This window comes from Paenibacillus daejeonensis DSM 15491 (genome assembly GCF_000378385.1).
GTDB classification, from domain to species: domain Bacteria; phylum Bacillota; class Bacilli; order Paenibacillales; family Paenibacillaceae; genus Paenibacillus_D; species Paenibacillus_D daejeonensis.
On record NZ_KB899659.1, the window covers coordinates 36,170 to 56,783 of the forward strand.

Below are 20,614 nucleotides of genomic sequence, written 5' to 3' on the forward strand. Positions count from 1 at the left end.
TCTCCTATTCGTATTTGATTCTTGGGTCGATGAGACGATAAGCCACGTCTGCGATAAAGTTGAGCAGAATGATCGCAAATGCACTGACGAAGACCACTGCTTGAACAACGGCCATATCACGCAGACTGATGGCTTTGACGAGCAGCTGGCCCATGCCTGGCCAAGCAAATACGGTCTCCGTAATGATTGCGCCGCTGACGATAACCGAGGCCTGCATCGCTGTAATGGTGATAACAGGAGCGAGACAATTGCGGAAGGCATGCCGATACGTAATTAAGGATCGGGACATCCCTTTGCTCTTGGCCGTCCGGATGTAGTCCTGTCCAAGAACTTCCAGCATGCTGGAGCGGATCAGACGTGTCAGCTCTGCAGCCGTTCCCGTTGCCAGCGTGAAGGCTGGAAGAATCAGATGCATCACCGTCCCGCTGCCAGACACAGGGAACAGCTGGAATGTGACGGAGAAGATCAGAATGAGCATAATGGCGAGCCAAAAATTCGGAATCGCCTTGCCAATGACGGAAGCGCCCGAAATCAGCAGGTCCCATGCCGTATTTTGACGAGTTGCCGACAGAATACCGAGCGGGATGGCAATGATAATGGCAATCAGCATCGCAAGCGAACCAAGCAGCAGTGTGTTGGGCAGCTTCTCCAGCACGATCTGAAGTGCATCCTGCTTATAAGAGAACGATGTGCCGAAATCACCTTGCAGCAGACCCTGCATATACAAGCCATACTGGACAAAGAAAGGCTCGTTCAGGCCCAGAGACTCGCGTAACTCCTCGATTTGCTGTGGAGTAGCATTGTCCGAGATCATCAGTGCCACGGGATCGCCAGCGATGAAGATCAGGAAGAAGACAAGAAAAGAAATGATAAACAAGACGGGGATGACCTGCAGCACATATTTGAGAAGATAGCTTTTCATTGGTGGCCTCCTCCCCTTTCTTCAGTTGGCTGTCAAGGCTTGGTTACGCATTTTTGGCTGGCTTAGCCATCGAGGCATAACGATTCTCCGGACGATTGAGTCCCAGATGATCCCGCAGTGTGGTCCCCGTGTATTCTGTGCGGAACAGTCCTCTGCGCCGCAATTCAGGCAGAATATGCTCCGAAAAGGACGTCAGATCGGCAGGCAGGTGAGGCGCTAGCAGGTTAAAGCCGTCGCAGCCTCCCTGTGTAAACCACTCTTCCATATGATCCACAATTTGCTCCGGCGTCCCTGCGAATGTATCATGTCCCCGTCCGAAGGCAATCCAATGGGTCAGCTCACGAATCGTCAGATTTTCGCGTTTGGCCAGGTCAACATAGACTTGAAACCGACTTTTGCCGCCGTTGATCTGTTCTACCGGTGGAAGCTCCGGCAGAGGTCCGTCAAGCGGATAGGTGAATAGATCCAAATTCATGGATTGCGATAATTGGTGGAGACCGTACTCGGGAACGAGGTATTCATTTAACTCTTGCTGCTTCTCCTTGGCTTCCGATTCTGTCAGACCGACGATGGGGGCCAAGCCTGGCAGAATACACAGCTGATCAGGAGTTCTTCCGTACTTGAGCAGACGTCCTTTGACATCGGAGTAGAACTCCTGCGCGTCCTTCAGGTTATTCTGCGCCGTATAGATGGCTTCAGCGAAGCGCCCGGCAAATTCCCTGCCATCCTTGGATGAACCGGCCTGCACGAGAACCGGATACCCTTGCGGTGGCCGGGGGATATCGATTGGACCGCGGACTTTGAAATGTTTGCCTGTGTAGTTGAGGGCATGAATCTTGCTCTCATCGACGAACCTTCCTCCTGGGCGGTCTGCAATTAACGCATCGTCCTCCCAGCAATCCCATAGCCCTGTCGTCACTTCCAGGAATTCATGGGCTCTCTCATAACGCTGGCTGTGTTCAAGATGTACATCTCTGGCAAAATTGTGTGCGGACTTCTCGTTGCCCGTTGTGACGATATTCCATCCCGCGCGGCCACGACTCACGTGGTCAAGCGAGGCAAACTGGCGTGCAATATTATAGGGTTCACTGTAGGTGGTAGATGCGGTGCCGATGACGCCAATATGCTTGGTCACTGCAGCAATTGAGGCAAGCAAGGTGAAGGGTTCGAAGAAATTGTTGAAGGGGCCGTACTTAATATTGGAGTTAATTGCCAATCCATCGGCAATAAAGATGGAATCAAATTTTGCTGCTTCCGCCTGTTGCGATAACCGCTGATAGTATGCAATATCCAACATGTTTTGGGGATTCGTGTTGGGATGCCTCCATGCTGCCTCATGATGTCCAATTCCCTGAATAAACAGGTTCAAGTGCATTTGCCTCGGTGCTTTACTCATCCTTCTATCACCCTTTCTGAATTCATACCATCATCCACTCTTTGACCTGCTCATCGATGATGAGGAGGTGAGTAAATCTTATCACGGTGTTATATATGGGTCAATATAATTAACACTTATTCTTCAAATTATTTATTGTAAACGATATCAAATTAACATATACATGACTAACTATGTTGTTAATGTGTGATATATTGCGTGTTCACGTCAAAAAACCGGCCATCCGTGGCCGGTCATTGTCATATTTGAAGCGTTATCCTATTATGAGTGGACTTACCTTGTCATCCGCTTCCACCGTTTGGTTAGACTCGCTAGCGATTTGTTGATTCACATCGTCAATAACGACTTGCATATGCATCTTCATCAATCGTTCCGCTTCGTCCGCATCCGCTTGCATGATGGCTTCGACGATGCTTCGGTGTTGGTGGGCATATCCCGCTCCCCTTTTACGGGTGATCAACTCGTGAATCTGTGACTCCAGCCTCCATTGTTCAAAGAAAAGAATGTCCAGTGCGGCAATCAGGAACTTGTTCCCCGATGCCTTGGCCAGCGTGGCATGAAAATCCAGTGCTGCTCTGGAAGGATCTGCGCGCTCAGTCACACATTGTTCATGACATTCCAAATGTTCTTTCAATGCAGCCAGCGCGGCATGGTCCGCACGTTCGGCAGCTAGTCTTGATGTTTCGCACTCCAGCGCTTTTCTTGCATGCAGCACATCGAGCAGCTCCTGCAGGTTTTCAGGTTGTGCGGCATGGATCAAGTTCTTTTGCAGTCGTTCTCGCTCCAGCCGGTTCGTCTGTTCTTCAACATAGCTGATGCCGTCCTCGGTGATGACTCTTCCTTGGGCACCGACTAGTCTCGTGTAGCCTTTGGCGTCCGTATCTTTCAAAATACGTCCGATCGTAGCCGTGCTTACCGCAACATTTTTTTCGTCCAGTACGACTTTGAGCACCCAGGAGCCGACGGGCTCGAGGTTTTTGAGCAGATATTGTAGCAGCAAGTATTCGATGGTTTCGACACGTGTTGAAAAAAAATGACTCATTTCCGAAATGGATGCCTCGACTTGCTTCTCCATATCCATTTCTCCTCTCTTGTTGCCGTTCAGGATTGATTTTATTATAAATCCCCCTCTACTTCAACTTAATAAAGAACTCTAGCGCTCCTTAAAGACAAAAATACAGTTAATAGCCGACGCTACTAGCTAGAGGACAACTTTAAAGTCAAAAGTACAACTAATTAGCTGATAAATTCTAAAATCTGGATATTTCAGTTAGATTAACTGCATTTTTGTCGTTACAAGCCGGATTGTCAGCCATGAGGCTAAATTTAATTGTACTTTTGTCGTTAGCGCAGAAGGGTACTCAGCTACAAACAAAGCTACTCGTTCTCCGCCCGGCATAACACCCACCATGCAGCTAGAGCACAATTCTTTCGCAGCTTGCTTATAGACAACAATAGCAGTCCACGGATGCCAATGGCTTCCCAAGGGGGCTGCTCTCTTGTGCTTCTATTCTCTTCCGTAATCCAGAACCACTGTCTCAAACAGCTCCACCTTCGGCACAGTAAAAGACAATGGGCCCTCACCCTTGCCCTCGCCAGAGTAAGTGAATTCGAGGTCCTGTTGGCCGCGCAGCGTATGCACCCGCAAGGGCTTGCGGTTCGTGGTCAACGTACAGCTCACCTCGTGTATAGGGATTGGCGCATGAAAGGCTGTGCCCAACTGACCGCTATGGTTGACCAGATGAACAAGCTCCCGGCTCTCGTCCCTGCTGCGGTAGGCGGCGAGTTCAATCAGGGGCGAGGTCGTTGTCTTTACGCTACGACTAACGTCTAATACATCGCGAAGGACAGCCTCCAGCAGCATGGCATGTCCATGATTGCTTAACCGTTCGTAATGCTGGCCGATACCCCATGGCATCAGAACCGTGCGACCTTGACCATACGCTTGCCGAATGATACCTGGAACGTCGCTAATCTCGGTATAATAGCACTTCTCCGGCGGGCCAAACATGCATTCGTCGATCAATCCCAAATACGTCTCACTCTCCGGCTTGGTCTCGCATATGAGCAGTTCCCCAAGGAGATACACAAGATTGACGTCTTCAAAGCCGCGGAGCACTGCACGATCCTGATCTTGGAGCGCAAAATAATCGCCTTGTCTTGGTGTGCGGTGTTCCAGGATTCGGCCCGCGCCGAGACTCTCAAGCTGCACCTGTCTCAACGGGCTACCCTTCTCATCGCATGTTGCGGATGCGCCCGATGCGAGCAGCTTGCCGCCCTGGTGTACATAAGCATCCAGCGTAGCTCGCATCTGCTCTGACACATTACGAACATCCGGCAAGATGACAGCTTGGTACCTGCGAAGCCGTTCAAGTATATGGTCCTGATTCAGCACATCATCACGAATGACATCGAATAACACATGACTCTCTGACAACATACGGAACAGACCACGGAATTCCCGTTCACTGCCATGCATGTAGCTAAGATACGGATCGATCAGTGCGATATCTGCGATAGAAACTAGGTCGCTGTAGTAATGTTCATGGTCTGCGTGGTATCGGAAGATATCCTTGACGATATCCATCACCAGCCGGTCATCCTGATTCATGAGCGTGCCGATGACATAATAGTCGAGCCATCCGCCCTGCACGAGATCTTCAGCTAGTCTAAGCGCAGTAAAGTGAGGAGATACGGCTGTATGGCGCATGGCAAAATCCACGAAATGTACCGCAGAGTTGCTAACGGCCATACCCGGCCAGGAGCCTAAAACCACCTTTACATTGCGGCTGGATAAATAATTGAACTCCGGAAGCTGTCTGTGAATTCCCGTGTTCGATTCTTTCCTGAAAATATCCGTGCCTTCCGCGGTGTAATTGCAAATGGCGATCTCCTGGCGAATACCCTTCACGGCTGCGGAACGGCGGTAGAATAGCTCAGCCACCGTCTTCTCTTGAAATTGCACATAATCCCGGTAGATGGGATCGGCAGCGTCCTTCTTCTTGGGCAGCGTGGGATGACCATACATCTGCTCGAACCTCAAGCGGCAATTGTCACATTGGCAGATTCCATGGTGATTATAACTATAATCCTCCACAACATAGCCATGCATATTAATGAAAACGCCATCAATTAAATAGTTGCTGGCACATTCCTTCAGGATTTCAATGGACTTCTCCTGCTGATAGAGGCCATTGATACAAGTATGCACCTGGCCATTATAATTGACGATCTGCCCCTGCGTGCTTTTGTACAGCCACTGGGGGTTGTTAAGGGCAATCTCCTCATTCAGACGACTAAAATCAAAGCGAGCAATGAGGCGAATGCCAGCTGCATGCGCCCTGCCAAGGATCTCACCTAGAAAATCGTTTTTGAGATAAGGGTTTTTATAATGAAAGGATAGCTTGGTATCATAATTCGCTGCGATGCCGCCAGCGTTGAAGAGCAGCACATTGCCACTGTAAGCCTGGATACTGTCAATGAATTCGTCGGGGTCCAGCTGGGCATCAATTTCTCGAAGATTGGTCTGAATCAGTCGCATCGGTTGCGTCGTCCACCACGTCATATGTCACTCTCCTCACTTATTAGGTTGGGTTCAGCCCCAGAACATCGCAGCCACGGAGATCAGAATGCCTGTCAGACCCATGGCCAGACTGCTATACGCGCCTTGCCGCTCGGAGTCTCGCAGGACCTTGGCTGTGCCGATCCCATGCGCGGCTGTCCCCATGGCAATGCCAATCGCCAGGTCCGTGTGCACGCCAATTTTTCTTAGACACCACGTCCCTACCATACTGCCGAACAAGCCAGTCAATACCGTCAGCACGGCCCCCAGCTCGGGAATGCCTCCCAAGCGAGCGACAATTTCAATGGAAATGGGAGCGGTTGCCGATTTGGGCAGTACGGTGAACAGCAGCTCATCGGACCCGCCAAATGCTCGGATCAAGAATGCATTGGACGCAAACCCAACGGCCACTCCAACGGTGATGCCTGTCGTGATCGGCAGCAGCTGATTGCGAATCAGCTCCCAATGCTTGTGCAGAGGAACGGCCAGTGCGACGGTCGCCGGTCCGAGCAGGAAGGTAATCCATTCGCCACCAGCCATATAATCATCATAAGGAATGTCCAGCAGCAATAAGATGGCGATGATGAGAACTGAGCAAGTGAACAGCGGATGAAGCCAGCGCAGCCTGCGGTTTGCTGTGATTGACAGCATATAAATGCCTACGGTCAACGCCACTCCAAAAACAGGAGCCATCCACCATTCATCCATGAGATTCCTTCTCCTTGCCTTTTCTTCTCTCGATTAAGAATGCGGAGCCGCCGCCCGCCAGTAACACCATCAAGGTTCCCGCAATCACAACAGAACTGATGGCTAACGGATGAGCCAGCATGATGTCGGCATACACCATGGTGCCCACAACAATTGGCGCAAAGAACAGCATCATATGGGATAGTAGGAACTGTGCAGTATCCTGTAGCCATTCTAGCTTGACCCAGCCGAGCCGGAGCCCGGCCAGAAGCATCACCATACCAATGACGTTGCCGGGCAGCGGAACACCAAGCACATGCTCTATCCCTTCTCCTGCCAGCAAGAAGCCCATCAACCATGCAAATCCTAGCATGTCTGGCCTCCTCCCTGTAACTTCCGATCACATGCAACGTTTTTACTATAGCATTTCTTTCCATCAGGTGTCCAAGTCAGAGCTGCCAAAAAGCCGGCTCGCACACTTCGCGAACCGGCCTATACACTACTATTCCAACCCAAAACATATCAGGCCGCAATTGACCTAACGTGCGCCGACAACCTGGTGTGGCACATATAATGTATTGAATTAAGGGGCGTAGATCGAACCTTCTACACAAGTTACAGCTTCACCGCCGATCAAGATGGAGCCGTCCTCTGTAAACCGGACTGCGACCTGTCCATTGCGACCGACACACTGGCCTTGGGCAGCAACATAACTTTTAGCATCGATTAATTCATTCGCTCTGACGAGCGCAGCCACGCAGCCATTGCCGCTGCCACAGACCGGGTCTTCATCCACACCATCCGTAGGTGCAAAGGAACGAACCTCGACCTGAGCAGTTGGATGGTCCGGGTCCAGCCCAAACACAGTAATACCAGTTGCGCTTGGCGGCAGTGCGGAAGCGAATGCAGCAAAATCTGGCCGTAATTCTCGCACCATAGACGCATGCGGCAACTGTATCGTAACCCAGACCGGACCAACGTCAATGGTTGCACTAACCAAAATATCATGCGGTTCAATACCAAGTGCCGTCGCGAGCTGTTCTTGTTGAGTCGCAGTTATGCTGCTGATCTGAGGCTCCGGCAGGGTGAGCCACAAGGTCTCCTGCTCCATGAAGATGGTGATGAGACCACTGCCGCATTCCTGGATAAGTACCCCGGCAGTCTTCGGTTTAATTCCATGACGCAGCACGGCATAGGCCGACCCAATGGTCGGGTGACCGGCAAAAGGCAGCTCGCTGAGCGGTGTGAAGATCCGCAGCCGATAGTCCGCCCGCGGATCTTGAGGCTCGCAGACAAATGTGGTTTCCGATAAATTGGTCCAATTGGCGATCGCTTGCATCTGTTCTGTGGACAGATGATTACCATCCAGTATGACTGCTACAGGATTGCCTTGATAAGGCACGGAGGTAAAAACATCGACCTGTTGAAAAGGTACGTTCATTCGAAGACACTCCCTCTCTATTAGGATAAAATTTCGACCCAGCCTTCGGCTCCGTTCACCCGGATGCGCTGGCCGTCTTGGATCCGCGTAGTTGCTCCAACTACGCCAACGACAGCCGGCAGGCCATATTCCCGGGCTATGACAGCGCCGTGTGTCATCAGTCCGCCCACCTCAGTGACCAAGCCTTTGATAGACACAAACAGTGGCGTCCAGCCTGGATCTGTAAAGGCAGTCACCAGAATATCCCCTTCCTCTGGCAGCGCGTCTTGCATTCCCATCATAACACGAGCTCGCCCCTCAATGATCCCTGTTGATACGGGCAGACCGGCTAATGCGCCTTCTGGAAGATGCTCGCGACGGTATTCCCCGGTGAGGATCTCCCCATCTGAGGTCATGACGCGCGGAGGCGTCAGTTTCTCGTACCGAGTGTAATCCTCTATGCGGTCATGAATCAACTGTAGATTCAATTGCTGTGTACGGACGGTATCTCGTAATTCTTCGAACGTGAGATAGTAGATGGCATCCTCGTTCGGAATCATTCCCGCCTGCTTCAGGTGTCCGGCTTCCTGCAACAACGCTTGCTTATAAACAAAATAACGATTAATCATACCGTACTTGGGATACTCACGGTATCCGCTAAACAGACGGATCTGGTCCATTCTTTGTTTCGTTTCTAATGCTTTGCGCTCGCCATCAGGCTGTTCTCGTAGCCGGTCCAGCAGTTCCTTCTCCTTCGCCTGTGCTTCCTGCAGCCCTTGCTCGAACCGACGCTTGCTGGCATGGGGCTCTTCGTTTTTAATATGTCCAAGGAGTACGGGGACCAAGGCGAAGGGGTTCTCGCTCCAGCGCCTCCGTGTCAGATCGATCTCCCCGGGACAGCGCATGCCGTATTTCGCCAGATAGGCTTCGATTGCTTGCTTGGCCTGGACTCCACCCTCCAGGGAAACCAAGTCTTCCATGAAACCATCCGTAGCTGCCTGCTGCAAATAGTGGACGACTTCAGGATAGGGCCGAATGACATCAGCTACGTCCATGAGGGCCAGACCCATTTCAGAAGTCACATTGTTAGCCAAGGACTGCGAGAGCTTATCTGCGGCGTGTTGTTCGCCCAGCCATTCTAGCATATGCTCATTGATCCATGCGGTGGCCCCCATTCCGGTCATAATAACTGCCGAGCTGCTTGCGTCGAACAACAGGCGTTTTAATTCCTTCATATCCTGCAGGATAAAGTCGAATAAAGCTGTACCCGTTTTTGTATGAATCGTCTGCTGCAGCTCTGCCAGCGATGCTTCCCAGCTATGAATCAGTTCTGGCACAATGGACGCATCCGGCGCTGCTCGTTCAGCAGTTTCCCTTCTAGTGCCAGCCATTCGCGGCCCATGTTCGTTGTCCTGGGCCATGTTGATATACCCTTCGCGTGCAACAACTGTCATGAGCGCATCTTTCATAAGAGGGTCGGACGTACCTAACGCTCCAATCATCTGATCCCGGCTGGCAGGTGAAGCGAGATGGGCCGTTACATCAACAAATAACCGACCGCCAGCGACCCTCATCGGGGCTGGAGTCGTCATCAAGAAAAAGGACAAGCCCAGCGGCTTAATGGGATCGGTCATCATCTGTTGATGACCGACTGAGACATAGACCCGGTTCCCCTCTTCCGGGCTCTCGGGTATGGGGAACAGGGTCGTAATGGGACGGCTCTGTACAATATAGAAGTTGTCGTCCATCAGACACCATTCGATATCCTGTGGACCGCCCATATCGGCTTCAATCTGTCTCCCCAGTGTAGCCAGGTTCAGAATCTGCTCATCCGTGAGCGCCGGGAGCTGCGGTCTGGTGGATTCAAGCGGGCGGATTATCGTCCCTCCACCGGGGCTGCCATAAACGGCCTCATGCTGCGAACCATATCGCTTGCTCACAATCTCTCCTTCTTGAACTATATACTGGTCAGCAGTAACCTGGCCCGAAACCAAGGCTTCTCCGAGACCCACCCCTGCATCGATAGAAATCCGCTTGCGATTCGAGGTCAGTGGATCGGCGGTGAACAGAATACCGGATGCCTGTGCGTTAATCATCTGCTGCACGGTGACAGACATGAACACCTGGTTGTGGTCGATGCCTTGCTGCATTCGGTAGAACACGGCACGATCCGTATATAACGAGGCCCAGCACGCGCGTACGTGCTGCAGCACAGATTCGCGGCCGATGACATTAAGATACGTATCATGTTGACCAGCAAAAGAAGCATGTGGCAAGTCTTCAGCTGTTGCACTTGATCGTACAGCGTAAGCTTGGTCGTCATCGAAATGGGAGAGCGAATGGCAGATCGCTTGCTCGGTATCAGGCGGGATGGCTGTGCTTAATATAGTTTCCCTGATGGCGCGACTGAGATTCATGACCTCCTCCCGCTCAGCAAGAGACAACCTGGATAACCGGTCTAGTAGCTCAGTATAGGAGGCATTGGAGTCCATCGCTAGTCGGAAAGCAGTCGTAGTTACAGTAAACCCATCAGGTACTCGTATCCCCCTTAGCTTCGAGAGTTCCCCGAGATTGGTCCCTTTGCCACCTGCCAGCAGAACCTGCGTACGGTCCACTTGCTTCAAATCGAGCACTAAATGATTCATTCTCCATCGCTCCTCACCATGCATTCAAATTAATCATTGACAGGTAGTATTGCGCCGTGATAAGATTTAATTATAAGATAGAATAAATTCGTCCAATTACATAGACTCGCAGGCGCGTTCACTGATTCTAACACGCCTTTTAAGTGATTGCAATAGGAAGAACCTGGTCATTGACCAGGTTCTTTTTTTTGCTGACATCGTTCCCTTTTTACTCGCAGAGCGCTTGACCTTGGTACGATACCAGGGTTTATAGTGGTCTGTAACTACAACAAGGGAAAGTAAGGTGCAGACAACATGACCGATCAAGTATTTAATCAGATTTATCAGATGATGGAGCTATCATTTCCGAAGACGGAATTCAGGGGCTATGCTGCGCAACGGAGTTTGTTATCCCGTTCCCGATACCGTATGCTGGTAGAGAGAAATGAACAGCAGGAAGTTATCGGATTCCTCGCAGGCTGGGAGTTTGACCAATTCCGGTATGTCGAGCATATTGCAGTCTCCCCTACCCTTCGCGGTGGAGGCGTCGGCAAACGGCTGATGCAGCGCTTTATGGCGGAATCGGAGTTGCCCGTCATTTTGGAGGTCGAGTGTCCCGAGGGTGAAGAGCAGCGCAGACGAATTGGTTTCTATGAACGGCTGGGCTTTAAGTTAGAGGATTACGCATACGTGCAGCCATCGCTTCGAGCGGGGGAACCCGCGGTGCCGCTGCGGATTATGAGTTACCCGCAAGCTCTGACGCCCTCCGTATTTAACGAAATGAAGAGGACGTTGTATGCGGAGGTGTATCAGGTCCCTTTAGCAACAGCCACCAACCTCTAGGTTATAGACAAAGGAAGGGTATCCGATGAAGAGTGAGTTCAAAATCAATGAAATTGCCAAGCTGTACGGAATCGGTGCAGACTCGCTGAGATACTATGAGAAGCTGGGGCTGCTGCAGCCCAGGCGAGCCGCGAATGGATACCGCCAATATAGTCTTAGAGACATGTACAAGCTAACCATTATCCGGGATCTGCGCCAGCTGGATTTCACGATGGAGCAGATCAAAGCCTACCTGGACCATCAGAGCATCGAGAATACGCTTGATCTGTTGCGGCAGGAGCATGAGCTTGTGGAGAAGCAAATCGCGAGACTGCAACACACGCAGCGTAGTCTAGTGGACCGGATGAACATATTGACAGAATCCCGAACCATCCAGACAGAACAGTTCACGATCAAGACCTATCTTGACCGTCCATGTCTGCAGCTGCGTCTCCGCATTACCAGAGACGAGGAAACGGATTACGCGGTCAAAATGCTGCATCAGAAGCATCGTCATCATCAGCTCGACCTGGGCAACCAGTGGTATGGAGCCTCCGTGTCCCTAGAGGCCTTGCAAGCCGGAATTCGGGATGAATTTAATGCCGTATTCTTCATCTTCGATGCTGACGAATCGAGGACGATTGAGTATGATTACACCTTGCCTGCAGGCAAGTATCTGTCCTTCCACTACCGTGGGAGTTATCGACAGAGCTATGACCATATGATGGCGCTGATCGCCCATGCCAAGGCTCACGGACACCGGATTACAGGAGATCCGTTCGAGATTTATGCTATTGATAACCGGGATACAGCGGTGACAGAAGAATTCCTGACCGAAATCCAGGTACGGATCGACTGAAGTTACTCAACACCTGTTTCCCATTAGTTCATTACGCGACAGGATGGCTTCGATTGTTCATTGAGGTTCAGGGACAAACGGGTATAATGAGGTCAAACGAACAGATGGGATAAGAACAGGAGGAATGTTGTCATGCAGTTGAGCGAATTTCTAGCCCATATGGATCGAGGGCTGGCGGTGGAAGGCGGCTCGGAGCTTCATGACTACATGATTGAATTAAGTCAGGAGGCCTTGCGCATTACAGCCAAGCTTAACGGGGCATATCACGAGCCGGCCGAGATCCGCCGTCTAATGACTGCGCTGACAGGTCGACCGATCGATGATTCCTTTGCCATGTTCCCGCCCTTCTACACGGATTGTGGCAAGAATATAAGGATTGGCAAGCAGGTCTTCATCAACTCCGGCTGCCGTTTCCAGGATCAGGGCGGCATTATCATTGGAGACGAAGCGTTAATTGGACATAACGTGGTGCTTGCAACCCTTAACCACGACATGGATCCCCGGAAACGAAGCACCACAATCCCTGCCCCAATCGTTATCGGCAAGAAAGTCTGGATAGGTGCCAATGCTACGGTCCTCCCTGGTGTTACCATCGGCGACCATGCCGTCATCGCCGCAGGTGCTGTCGTCACCAAGGATGTCCCGGCCGACACAGTAGTGGGTGGAGTGCCGGCCAAGATGATTAAGACGATCGGTGATTTGGAGTAACCTACCACTGAGTTCACTGTTTCTCAAATGTTCCTTAATGGTGAGAACAGGCTATTGAACAAAGTTATCTTTCATCAATGCTGCGATTTGCCGTTGATTCTCGCCTGATCCCGCTCTAGGTGGTCAATAACTAGTTCCTGTCGCTGTGGCGAATGGTTTTGGCTAAGCTTGGCTTTGCCTTCAACGCGTTCAATATGGAGTCTGAAGGCCTGGATGCCTTGAGTCAGTCCAGCCACATACTGCGGATCAACCTCCGGCAGCTGGTACGGACTATCTTGGGCTTCATATTGGTCTACCATCGCTTGCAAGGAAGCTGCGACTTGGATCTCGTCGTTGATCAACTCCACCGTATCATATACGTGAACGGTTATATAATTCCATGTAGGCACTGCGGTCATTGTTTCGTACCATGAAGGAGAAATATAGCTGTGTGGCCCTTGAAAAATAGCGAGAACCGTTTGATCTGCGATGTCTTCCCATTGTGGATTCGGACGTGCAAAGTGTCCTTCCAGCCATTGCTTCTCTTGATTCACAATCAAAGGCAAGTGTGTAGCAAAGGGAACCCCCTTATGTTGAGATACCAAAGTCGCAAAACTGTAATCTTTCATAACCCCATATGTACTCTCTTCGTCCATGCGAAAATAACGTGGTATATACACGCTGCCCCCTCCTCATCCTGGAAAGAACCGCAAGCTAGTGCGGTTCTTCCTAGAACTTCATTTTTAACTATTTTTGTTGCATTTGCAACAAAAATACCCGAGTAGCCTCAGCAATTTCTTGAGCATGGGTATGATGCAAATAATGCTCGCCATCCATTGTAATCACTTGACCATTATCTACCGTTGCGGCTTGCTCCTCATGCAGCGGCACCCACTCCGGGAAGCTTGAGTTGTCAGCCTGAACCATAAGCAGCACCGGAAGCTGAGCCGGGAAGGTCAAGCCTTGAGCGGCCTCGAAATTGGTACTAATATGTCTCATCTCATTCAGCATAGTGGGACTGCTGGCATTCTTGTTGGATATCAGATTCATCTGTTCCTTGGTTGCTTCATCAAAAGACGTAGAGGCATAAGGATCTCCGCTAAATTGCTTGACGAGCCTCAACAATCCGGACCGGTTGAGCAGGTCAAATGTGCGGACAGGCAGCTTCTCATTCATACCGGGCTGATTGGGCACACTGCTATCAATACCGATAAATGCCCTCACATTCTCCGGGTAGGCTTGGACATATTCCAGGCTGTAAATACCCGCTATAGAATGCCCCATGAGCACAAAATCATCGATACCCAGTTGCTGCAAAGCTTCGTGAATTTCGCGCACTATATTACTGCTGGTCCGTTCCACATCGGTTCCATCACTTAAACCATAGCCGAAAGGCTCAACTGTAATAACTCTGTAATCAGGTGCCAATTCATCAATCAACAGCTTGAAATCCAAGGCTGGAGCAGCCGTGCCGTAGCCAGGAAGAAGTACGATCGTCTCCTCGCCGCTTCCTTGCATGTAAATGTTCATTGATTGACCATCTACGGGGACGAGCTGACCATAAGAGCGTATATTGTCTTTCTCCAGGTGCAGACTGACCCGGTTGACCGTAAATACGACTGCCACAAAGAGTACCGCTACGACAGTAAGACCAATCAAGCCCCTCCAAATTAGACGAAGCCCTTTCCGCTTGCCGCTGTTTTTTTTATTCTGCTTATCCTGATGTTCCATTTCTTCCACTCCTATCGCTATAGTGACTCCACCTGAGGACGTCTAGGACAAGCATAAAACACCAAGATGGACCGCTTATGAAGCCAATATGAACGGAAGATGAACAACTTATACTGATTGGGGTAGATGAATGACAAGGCTTGTCCCGCTCCCCAGCTCGCTTTCGACTGTAATATGACCGTGATGCAGGGACACGATTCGCTTGACAATTGCCAGTCCCATCCCGCTGCCACTGTGCTTACCGCTATGGGCACGATCCGCTTTGAAGAATCGCTCGAAGATCCGCTCCTGATCATCTAGCGGAATTCCAATCCCGTGATCCGTAATTCGGACTACCCAGGATGCGGCATTTTGCTCTGTACTCACTTCAACTAAACTTTCATCTGGAGAAAACTTGATGCTATTGCCGAGGACATTGGTCCAGACCTGAACCAGCAAATCGGGATCGGCCGTAATTTCTCCCTCCTCCAGGTCGAATTCAAGGCTGATTCTACGTTCTCTCCATTGCGGCTCGAGCGTAATGACGACCTGTCTAATCTGTTCTGCGAGACTATAGGAAACTGGCTTCAACTGCTGCGATTCTGATTCCAACAGGCTAAGCTTAAGCAGATTATCACTTAACTTGGACATGCGGGCGGCTTCATCAACGATAATACCGAGATAGCGGACGCGTTCACTTTCGTCAGCCGGCAAATGTTGGAGCGCTTTGGCATAGCCAGTAATGGAGGTCAGTGGCGATTGGATTTCGTGTGAAACATTCGCAACAAATTCTTTTCTGAGCTCCTCCAATTGACTCAAATCACGCGCCATTTTCTCAAAGCTCCGCGCTAGCTCGCCCAGCTCACCTCGCTGCTTGATATCCAATTGAACCTCGAAATCTCCACCTGCGATTTGGCGTGTGGCTCGGGTCAGCTTTTGAATGGGTCTCACCAAAAAAAACGCGGATAGCAAAACCACGAGACTGCCCACAATCAACGCGTAGACCACAAAGTTAAGCATCCAGGTCATGATAAACGAGGAAGATGGCGGTCCCGTGGATTGTATAAACAGGGCATAGCTCTGGGAGTCCAAAGAAAAAGGCAGTCCCAGCAGACTTGTAGAGACCCCTGTCGGATTGAGCTGCAGCAGCTCACCGTCCAACACTTGGCGCACCTGATCTGCCGTGGCTTCAGCAGCCTGGAAGCCTCCTGCCTTGCCATACGAACGATAGTGGTCAGGCGACTCATAGATACGGATGTGATAGGCGTGTAACTGCTGCATGCCACTCACGTAAGCTTCAGCTTCATCCGCTGGCAGCGTCTCATAGAGCCGGATCATATCTTGTCCAATGTACAGCAGCGGAAGCAGCAGATTCTCGTTAAGCTGCTCTCTGTGCAATCTAGTGGACAGCAGAAATGAGATGACCGTCCCACCAATGACCGCTGCCAGGAAGATCAGCACCACACGTGTATAGAGTGACCGGGTCATCGCGAGACCTCGATACGGTACCCGAGCCCCCGTATTGTCTCAATGCGAAAATCTCCAGAGTCCACGAATCGTTCCCGCAGCCGTTTGATGTGGACATCAACGGTGCGGTTGTCACCTGCATAATCCATTCCCCAGACGGCTGCGATGAGCTGTTCGCGCGTAAATACTTGGCCTGGGCTATCAGCGAGCTTGCATAGTAGTTCAAACTCTTTGAGTGGCAGGGATAGGGACTGCTCGTCTTGGAGAACCTTATACGTCTGCCGATCCAGAACCGTCCGTCCAAGTCGAATGGTCTTGGCGGCGAGATTTCGGTGCCGCTTCAGTAAGGCTTTCACGCGGGCAGCAAGCTCCAGTGGATCGAACGGCTTGGTGAGGTAATCATCGGTCCCCAGCTCGAACCCCTTCACCTTCTCCCAGGTTTCGCCCCTTGCAGTCAGCATCAACAACGGCAATGACGCATCTGCTCTTCGGAGCTCCTTGCACAAGGCCCAGCCATCCATGACCGGCATCATAATGTCCAGCACTACCAGATCGACTGGCTCTGATGCATACACAGACAATGCCTCCCTCCCATCGGCAGCCTCCAGCGTCTTCAGCCCTTCATTGCGCAAAAATAATCCAACGAGCTCGCGAATATTCGCATCGTCGTCAGCGATAAGTACAGTAGTCATGGCTTCGATCGACTCCTTGCTAACTCTTGATTGTGGCTCCATTATACCCTATCGGAGGGGCGATCCTACAACTGTGGCTATAGTCATATAAAAAGGCATCAGGATACGATATCCTGATGCCTCTTTCAACATTATTCCTACATTTCAACGCTTGATAATTTGTTATTTTCAGTTAGCAAACTGCCCGGCATCAATGGCCTGCTGCTTCTCGTCCAGAATTTCCTGGTAGCCCGCACTCAGGTAGCGCTGTTTGGCTGCCTCGTATTTGGCATCAAACTCTGCTTCCGGTGCAAGGGCAACTTCCAGATACAGTTCTTGGAACAGCGAGTTCAGGTCGGCTTTATAGTCGTTGACTTTCTCAAGCACGACAGTAAACAAGGCATCTGGTGTCCGGTACTCGGCTGTTTCGTCACGGTATCTGAGCATGTCTTCGGCGAGCTGCTCATAGCCGGCTGGAGCCCAGTTCCGCAGATTGTACTTCACCGTCAGCTCAGGCGTTTCGAACACGGGCGACTCGGTCACAAGTGCCCAATAGTCTTTGTTATTGTTCTGGGCCAGGACTGATTCACCCGTGAAGTCTGCATTTCGAACAGGCAGTCCCTCTTCATCGAGGGTATAGTTCTCGCCTTCTACCCCGTTTTGCAGGGTGAACAGATTCTCATGCTGGCTCATCCACTCAAGGTACATCCAGACAGCAGCACGCTCTTCTGGCGTCGACAGATAATTCATTCCCATGATGAAGCCAAATGGCCAGTACGCACGTGCTTGTGGCACATTGCCCTCAGGCACACCTGCTCCAGGTGGCACAACAGCAAATTCAGCTTGCGGATTGTTCTTCAGCGTCGCTTCGAACACATCTGTGTTGCTGGCGAGATAGAAACCGTAAGTTCCTGTACGGCCAGCTACGAACTCTGACTTGATTTTACCGTCGTCATCACGCAGATAGAATTCTTTGTCGATCAGACCGTTATTAAACTGGTAGTTAAGGTTGCGCAGCCAAGCTTCGGTGTCCTTGGTTGTGAAATCGGCTACTCCCAGATCCGAGTAGAGTGCGCGGTATTCCGGATCGACTGGCCAATCTCGGAAGCCGTAGCTGTACACATAGTTATTCCGAGTCAGGGCACCGCCTGTTACGCCAAGCCCTGCTTCTTTCCACTTCACGAGCATTTCATTGTATTTCTCGAGCGAGGTCAGATCTTCAACCTTCATCCCGACTTGCTCCACCCAGTCCTTACGAATCAAATTAACAAAATTGTCGGTATCCGGACGTGCCGCAAAGAAGAACACATTTTGATCATTGACTACACCATATTGCTGGATCGTCTCGCCCATATTGCTCCAATACGTTGGAGCGTAGTGCTCAATCTCATTCCAATCGAGCGGTTGCATGACATCCTCGCCATAGTAGGCCAGCGCTTGCGGCATATCGTAGTGGAAGATAATATCCGGAGCCCTGCGAGCCGCCAACAGCTGCTCATAGTCCGTTACTTCGTTGTTGCGCGTAATGGGGACAAAATTAACATTAATATTGTGCTTGTCGCCAAATTCGTTCTGTATCCAGCGAGTATAATAGTTATCTGTTACGTTCCAGCCTTCAAAGGCGCGCTCATAGACCGGAATGTCCAGGTCAACTGTCTCTGGAAAGCCTTGTGAGTAATCCGGGAAGCCATCGGCTGTTCCTGTATCGCCAACATTTTCAGTCGTGTTATTCGTCGGCGGCGGGTCGTTGTCAGGCACGTTGTTCCCACCACCATTATTTGTACAGCCTGCGAGCATACTGGCGCTCATCATGACGGCCAAGAACATCGTCATTTTTTTTCTTTTGTTCATCCTATATTCCCCCATATGATCATAGTTACGTGAGCCCAATTCAGTGGATTATCCCTTCACCGATCCGAGCATGACGCCTTGAACAAAGTACTTCTGGATAAACGGATAGACGCACACAATCGGCAATGTCGCAAAGACGACGACCGAGGCCTTCAACACCTCTGGATTGGAGAGCTGAACAGTCGTAGCCTCCAGTTGGAAGCTTTCACTTGCTTGCACGACCAAATAATACAACTTGAGCTGCAGCGGTCTTAAATCGATATTGAACTTGATGTAGAACAGTGCATCCTGATACGCGTTCCAGCGTCCCACAGCATAGAACAGCGATAGTGTAGCCAGAATCGGTTTACATAGTGGCAAAACGACACTAATCAGAATTCTAAAATGTCCTGCCCCGTCCATCCGGGCCGACTCCTCCAGACTAAGTGGAATCGTGCTCATGATTGAAGTACGCAATATCAGCATATTGAAGGCGCTGAATGAAAGCGGCAGTACGAGCGACCAGATTGTATCCAGCATGCCAAGACTATTGACCAGCATGTAGTCCGGAATGATTCCGCCGCCGAAGTATAAGGTAAACACGCAGATAAAAGTAAGTACGACACGGCCTTTGAGCTGCGGCCGGGATAGTGGGTATGCCGCGCAAATTGTCACGATCATGCCGATGATCGTAAACAGCACTGTGACAATAACGCTTACATAGAGTGAGCGAACGATACTGGCATCGGCAAAGATTTTTCCGTACGCATCAAATGTAAGTCCTTGTGGAATCAAGAAAACCTTCTGGGCAATGACATAAGCATCGTCACTCAACGATTTGGCTACGACATGTAAAAATGGAAGCAGACATACAAGTGAAGCGACAATCAAGACAATATGAATGATGACATCCCACACATCAAATCGGAACCGGCGGGGAGCAGTATAGGCTCTTTCCTTCATTAGACAAGTCTCCTTTCTACAGCAAGCCCTCCTCCCCTAGTTTCTTGGCGATCCGGTCGGCGAGGAGTACGAGGATCAGGCCGATGATCGCTTGGAACAGACCGAGTGCCGTGGCGCGGCTGAAATCGCCGCCTTCAATCCCCCAGCGGTATACCAGTACCGGAATGGTGGTGGTATATTCTGTCGTAGCTTTGTTGGTCAGGGCCATAATGCGCTCGAATGATCCGCCCATCACGCTACCCAAGCTGAGGATCAGCAGCATAACGATTGTCATCCGAATCGATGGCAAGGTGACATTCCACATCTTGCGCCACCGTCCCGCACCATCTACGGTTGCAGCTTCGTAGAGCTCGGGGTTGACCGAAGTGATGGCCGCGAGATAGATAATGGTTCCCCATCCCATACTCTGCCACACACCGATGGCAAGGTAAGTAAACAGCCAATTTGTATTTTCTTGCAAGAACGGTATACGGTTGATTCCTATTTGCTCGAAGAGATTGTTAACCATCCCACTGCCGTGTCCGAGGAGTTGATACGCAATGGCGCCAATGATAACCCAGGACAAGAAGTGAGGCAGGTAGAGCAGCGTCTGGTTCAAGCGCTTGAAGAAAACATTCTTCACTTCATTAATCAGCAAGGCTAGAACGATCGGCGCCGTAAAGCTGAACAGCAGATCCAGTACATTGAGAAGCAGCGTATTGCGAACTGCACGAAGGAATTCAGGTCGTGCAAATAAATCGATGAACACCTGAAACCCTACCCAATCACTTCCCCAGAATCCCCTCGCAATTTTATAATCTTTGAACGCAAGCATAAGGCCCGACATCGGCGCATATTTGAACAAGAGAACAAAGGACAAGGGCACAAGCAGCAGAGCGTACAGCTGCCAGTCGCGGCGAAGATAATAGGAGAATCCACGTGATGGTTTTATGCGTGTAGCAGATACAGTATCGGCCTTCGCCGTTGGTCCAGCTTTCATAGTCTCACCTCCTTT

At 50.7% G+C, this 20,614-nt stretch carries 17 protein-coding genes and 1 pseudogene; 3 read left to right on the forward strand and 15 right to left on the reverse strand.

The window, feature by feature from the left end; genetic code table 11:
• Positions 1–4: 4 nt before the first annotated feature.
• From F556_RS0100190 to ppsA, 8 genes are all read right to left on the reverse strand, one after another.
• Positions 5–922, reverse strand: a complete 918-nt coding sequence (locus tag F556_RS0100190; RefSeq protein ID WP_020614850.1) for an ABC transporter permease — start codon at positions 920–922, stop codon at positions 5–7.
• A 43-nt stretch (positions 923–965) separates the two neighbouring features.
• Entirely contained in the window at positions 966–2,318 is a 1,353-nt protein-coding gene (locus F556_RS0100195) for an LLM class flavin-dependent oxidoreductase (RefSeq protein WP_026297013.1), read from the reverse strand.
• 253 nt (positions 2,319–2,571) lie between these two features.
• Complete coding sequence (locus tag F556_RS0100200; RefSeq protein ID WP_020614852.1) at positions 2,572–3,393, reverse strand: FadR/GntR family transcriptional regulator; 822 nt, start codon at positions 3,391–3,393, stop codon at positions 2,572–2,574.
• A 432-nt stretch (positions 3,394–3,825) separates the two neighbouring features.
• Positions 3,826–5,883 (reverse strand): alpha-amylase family protein, encoded by a 2,058-nt coding sequence (locus F556_RS0100205; protein WP_020614853.1) that lies wholly within the window; start codon positions 5,881–5,883, stop codon positions 3,826–3,828.
• 30 nt (positions 5,884–5,913) lie between these two features.
• Complete coding sequence (locus F556_RS0100210; RefSeq protein WP_020614854.1) at positions 5,914–6,588, reverse strand: LrgB family protein; 675 nt, start codon at positions 6,586–6,588, stop codon at positions 5,914–5,916.
• Positions 6,581–6,940 carry a CidA/LrgA family protein gene (locus F556_RS0100215; RefSeq protein WP_020614855.1) on the reverse strand — a complete coding sequence of 120 codons (360 nt, stop codon included), beginning with the start codon at positions 6,938–6,940 and terminating at the stop codon, positions 6,581–6,583. The genes F556_RS0100210 and F556_RS0100215 overlap by 8 nt, the downstream gene beginning before the upstream one ends.
• Before the next feature lie 210 nt (positions 6,941–7,150).
• Positions 7,151–8,008, reverse strand: a complete 858-nt coding sequence (locus F556_RS0100220; RefSeq protein ID WP_020614856.1) for a PhzF family phenazine biosynthesis protein — start codon at positions 8,006–8,008, stop codon at positions 7,151–7,153.
• A gap of 20 nt (positions 8,009–8,028) precedes the next feature.
• A complete protein-coding gene (ppsA, locus tag F556_RS0100225) occupies positions 8,029–10,632 on the reverse strand; it encodes a phosphoenolpyruvate synthase (protein WP_020614857.1) in 2,604 nt (867 codons plus the stop codon).
• A 294-nt stretch (positions 10,633–10,926) separates the two neighbouring features.
• Here ppsA and F556_RS0100230 point away from each other — a divergent pair, with 294 nt between their 5' ends.
• From F556_RS0100230 to F556_RS0100240, 3 genes are all read left to right on the forward strand, one after another.
• A complete protein-coding gene (locus tag F556_RS0100230; protein ID WP_020614858.1) occupies positions 10,927–11,454 on the forward strand; it encodes a GNAT family N-acetyltransferase in 528 nt (175 codons plus the stop codon).
• Between the two features lie 25 nt (positions 11,455–11,479).
• Entirely contained in the window at positions 11,480–12,292 is an 813-nt protein-coding gene (locus tag F556_RS0100235; protein ID WP_020614859.1) for a MerR family transcriptional regulator, read from the forward strand.
• A 132-nt stretch (positions 12,293–12,424) separates the two neighbouring features.
• Positions 12,425–13,000 carry a sugar O-acetyltransferase gene (locus tag F556_RS0100240; RefSeq protein ID WP_020614860.1) on the forward strand — a complete coding sequence of 192 codons (576 nt, stop codon included), beginning with the start codon at positions 12,425–12,427 and terminating at the stop codon, positions 12,998–13,000.
• 51 nt (positions 13,001–13,051) lie between these two features.
• On the opposite strand, the pseudogene F556_RS32930 reads toward F556_RS0100240, so the two are convergent.
• From F556_RS32930 to F556_RS0100275, 7 genes and pseudogenes are all read right to left on the reverse strand, one after another.
• Positions 13,052–13,659: pseudogene (locus F556_RS32930) on the reverse strand (FMN-binding negative transcriptional regulator).
• A 67-nt stretch (positions 13,660–13,726) separates the two neighbouring features.
• Positions 13,727–14,710: an alpha/beta fold hydrolase gene (locus tag F556_RS0100250; RefSeq protein WP_020614861.1), complete on the reverse strand. Its 984-nt coding sequence runs from the start codon at positions 14,708–14,710 to the stop codon at positions 13,727–13,729.
• 108 nt (positions 14,711–14,818) lie between these two features.
• Positions 14,819–16,177: a sensor histidine kinase gene (locus F556_RS0100255; RefSeq protein ID WP_020614862.1), complete on the reverse strand. Its 1,359-nt coding sequence runs from the start codon at positions 16,175–16,177 to the stop codon at positions 14,819–14,821.
• Positions 16,174–16,848 carry a response regulator transcription factor gene (locus F556_RS0100260; RefSeq protein ID WP_020614863.1) on the reverse strand — a complete coding sequence of 225 codons (675 nt, stop codon included), beginning with the start codon at positions 16,846–16,848 and terminating at the stop codon, positions 16,174–16,176. Before F556_RS0100260 ends, F556_RS0100255 begins: the two co-directional genes overlap by 4 nt.
• A 168-nt stretch (positions 16,849–17,016) precedes the next feature.
• Entirely contained in the window at positions 17,017–18,678 is a 1,662-nt protein-coding gene (locus F556_RS0100265; protein ID WP_020614864.1) for a type 2 periplasmic-binding domain-containing protein, read from the reverse strand.
• A 48-nt stretch (positions 18,679–18,726) separates the two neighbouring features.
• On the reverse strand, positions 18,727–19,620 hold the full coding sequence (locus tag F556_RS0100270; RefSeq protein ID WP_020614865.1) for a carbohydrate ABC transporter permease: 894 nt from the start codon (positions 19,618–19,620) through the stop codon (positions 18,727–18,729).
• Between the two features lie 16 nt (positions 19,621–19,636).
• Positions 19,637–20,599: an ABC transporter permease gene (locus F556_RS0100275; protein WP_020614866.1), complete on the reverse strand. Its 963-nt coding sequence runs from the start codon at positions 20,597–20,599 to the stop codon at positions 19,637–19,639.
• Positions 20,600–20,614: the final 15 nt, after the last annotated feature.

Coding starts and splice junctions, on each gene's coding strand:
- F556_RS0100190 (WP_020614850.1), bottom strand. CDS start 922: ATGAAAAGCTATCTTCTCAAATATGTGCTGCAGGTCATCCCCGTCTTG.
- F556_RS0100195 (WP_026297013.1), bottom strand. CDS start 2,318: ATGAGTAAAGCACCGAGGCAAATGCACTTGAACCTGTTTATTCAGGGA.
- F556_RS0100200 (WP_020614852.1), bottom strand. CDS start 3,393: ATGGAGAAGCAAGTCGAGGCATCCATTTCGGAAATGAGTCATTTTTTT.
- F556_RS0100205 (WP_020614853.1), bottom strand. CDS start 5,883: ATGACGTGGTGGACGACGCAACCGATGCGACTGATTCAGACCAATCTT.
- F556_RS0100210 (WP_020614854.1), bottom strand. CDS start 6,588: ATGGATGAATGGTGGATGGCTCCTGTTTTTGGAGTGGCGTTGACCGTA.
- F556_RS0100215 (WP_020614855.1), bottom strand. CDS start 6,940: ATGCTAGGATTTGCATGGTTGATGGGCTTCTTGCTGGCAGGAGAAGGG.
- F556_RS0100220 (WP_020614856.1), bottom strand. CDS start 8,008: ATGAACGTACCTTTTCAACAGGTCGATGTTTTTACCTCCGTGCCTTAT.
- ppsA (WP_020614857.1), bottom strand. CDS start 10,632: ATGAATCATTTAGTGCTCGATTTGAAGCAAGTGGACCGTACGCAGGTT.
- F556_RS0100230 (WP_020614858.1), top strand. CDS start 10,927: ATGACCGATCAAGTATTTAATCAGATTTATCAGATGATGGAGCTATCA.
- F556_RS0100235 (WP_020614859.1), top strand. CDS start 11,480: ATGAAGAGTGAGTTCAAAATCAATGAAATTGCCAAGCTGTACGGAATC.
- F556_RS0100240 (WP_020614860.1), top strand. CDS start 12,425: ATGCAGTTGAGCGAATTTCTAGCCCATATGGATCGAGGGCTGGCGGTG.
- F556_RS0100250 (WP_020614861.1), bottom strand. CDS start 14,710: ATGGAACATCAGGATAAGCAGAATAAAAAAAACAGCGGCAAGCGGAAA.
- F556_RS0100255 (WP_020614862.1), bottom strand. CDS start 16,177: ATGACCCGGTCACTCTATACACGTGTGGTGCTGATCTTCCTGGCAGCG.
- F556_RS0100260 (WP_020614863.1), bottom strand. CDS start 16,848: ATGACTACTGTACTTATCGCTGACGACGATGCGAATATTCGCGAGCTC.
- F556_RS0100265 (WP_020614864.1), bottom strand. CDS start 18,678: ATGAACAAAAGAAAAAAAATGACGATGTTCTTGGCCGTCATGATGAGC.
- F556_RS0100270 (WP_020614865.1), bottom strand. CDS start 19,620: ATGAAGGAAAGAGCCTATACTGCTCCCCGCCGGTTCCGATTTGATGTG.
- F556_RS0100275 (WP_020614866.1), bottom strand. CDS start 20,599: ATGAAAGCTGGACCAACGGCGAAGGCCGATACTGTATCTGCTACACGC.